The 2,030-nt window shown below is 60.1% G+C and carries 1 protein-coding gene and 1 pseudogene; both read right to left on the bottom strand.

Annotation, left to right across the window (positions count from 1 at the left end; all coding sequences use genetic code 11):
- The coding region (locus MK313_RS18115; protein ID WP_287783643.1) for a protein adenylyltransferase SelO at positions 1-1,244 on the bottom strand (1,244 nt) is incomplete at its 3' end.
- 195 nt (positions 1,245-1,439) lie between these two features.
- A pseudogene (locus tag MK313_RS18110) lies at positions 1,440-2,030 on the bottom strand (hypothetical protein); the annotation flags it as partial.

The following is a 2,030-nucleotide window of genomic DNA, read 5'->3' as shown; positions in this document are numbered from 1 at the left end:
AATCGGTCATGCCAGCGCTGCGCCCAGATGTCGAAGGCGCCCGGGTCATCGAACAGTTGCCGCACTGGGGCGGCATCGCCGCACAGTGTCTGTGAAAGACGGCGAAACACGAGTGTAAAATCAGCCGCCCCGGCTTCCATCACGGATAGCAGCTCATTCACAAGTTCCAGGTCATCGGGGTCTTCCGTCGATAGGCCGATCTTGGTCCGCATGCCAGCCAGCCAGTAGGTTTTATAAAGCGGTTGCACGCGTTGGAGCGCCTCGGTCAGTACTTTGATGGCTCGGTCCTTGTCTGGGTAGACCAGCGGGATCAGGGTTTCGCCCAATCGGGCCATGTTCCAGGACAGGATCAGCGGCTGGTTGGCATAGGCATAGCGGCCATGTGTGTCGATCGAGCTGAACACGGTGCCGGGTGCGTAGCTGTCCATGAAGGCGCAGGGCCCATAGTCGATGGTCTCGCCAGAGATTGTCATATTGTCGGTGTTCATCACGCCATGGATGAAGCCAATACTCATCCAGTGGGCGACCAGCGCGGCCTGGGAGTCAGCAACGGCGTCAAAGAAAGCCAAATAGTGGTTTTCCGCATCTGCCGTGTCCGGATAGTGGCGTGCGATTGCGTAATCGGCCAATTCACGAACCTTGTCGGCTTCGCCACGCGCAGCGAAAAACTGGAATGTCCCGACTCGGATATGACTTGCCGCGACCCGGGTGAGAACCGCACCGGGCAACGGTGTCTCCCTTTGGACGAGTTCGCCGGTGGTGACGGCCGCCAGGGCGCGTGTTGTCGGGACGCCAAGTGCATGCATGGATTCCCCGATCAGGTATTCGCGTAACACCGGTCCAAGGGCGGCCTTGCCATCTCCGCCGCGGGAAAATGGTGTGCGGCCCGAGCCTTTTAGTTGGATGTCGCGGCGTCGGTGTTGGCAGTCGATCACCTCGCCGAGCAGAAGCGCGCGTCCATCGCCTAACTGCGGAGTGAACCCACCGAATTGGTGCCCGGCATAGACCTGCGCCAGCGGCTCGGAGCCTTCGGGCGCCACATTTCCGGAAAAAATTGCCAGACCCGCCTCAGAATCGAGCGTGACCGGATCGAGGCCGAGCTCCTCCGCCAGCCCTTGGTTGAGCAGCAGAAACTTTGGTGCAATCGCAGGGTTTGCTTCGCAAGATACGTAAAAGCCTTCCAGGCTTCGCGCGAAGCTGTTGTCAAAGTTGAAATGCGGGCGGATGTGATCGTGTGCGTCCATCGGGCATTATCACAGAAAAATCCCACCACTCGAAGGCGAGGCGCTGAGACTCTAATGACTGCTAAATTCTCCCAGTTATAGTGAGCCTTCTAAGATGCCAACCAGAAGCGCTGCGGCTAGAGCGAGGGGTGCGAGGAAGGCGCGCATGCCACAAGTATAGCCGAACCGAAAAAGAACGTACATATGCGCCCCGGCCTATCCCGCGCCAACCCGCCGGCGCGCTAGGTGAGCGCCTTCGACCATTACCGAGAGCTTGCCGCGGCTAGCAGCCTGCGAAACGGGCACCAGTCCGCAGTCCGGTGCTGCCAGAATCTGGTCGGCGGGAAGGTGGTGGGCCGCCGCCAACAACTTGTCGGCGACGTGTTCGGGCGTCTCGATCTCTTCGGTACCGTTGCTGATGCAACCGAACATGACCGTTTTCGAGGGGCAGAGTTCCAACAATTCTGGGTCAAGTTCCGACATCTCAAATTCCAGCGACAACTGGTCGACGCTCGACCCCTCCAGTTCTCTCAAGATCACCGGGTAGCTGTCGACGATCGGCCGCGGGACGCCCGGCATCGGGTAGCTGAAGCAGATATGAACGCCGGTCTTCGATTGAACGCCGTCGATGGCGCGCTCGATGGCGTCGATGCCCCATTCCTTGACCTTCTCGGGATAGCGGCTGAAGGCCGGTTCATCGAACTGGATAAGGGCCGGCCCGAGCGAGTCCAGGGCCTTGGCCTCCACGTTCAAGGCGGCGGCGACGGCCAGGCCGTAGGTGCGTTCATCGCCATAATAGGCGTCATG

This window comes from Oceanibaculum sp. (assembly GCF_022449305.1).
In the GTDB taxonomy this organism is placed as follows: Bacteria; Pseudomonadota; Alphaproteobacteria; order Oceanibaculales; family Oceanibaculaceae; genus Oceanibaculum; species Oceanibaculum indicum.
Note: the sequence above shows the minus strand (reverse complement) of the source record. Positions and strands in the feature narration are given on the sequence as shown.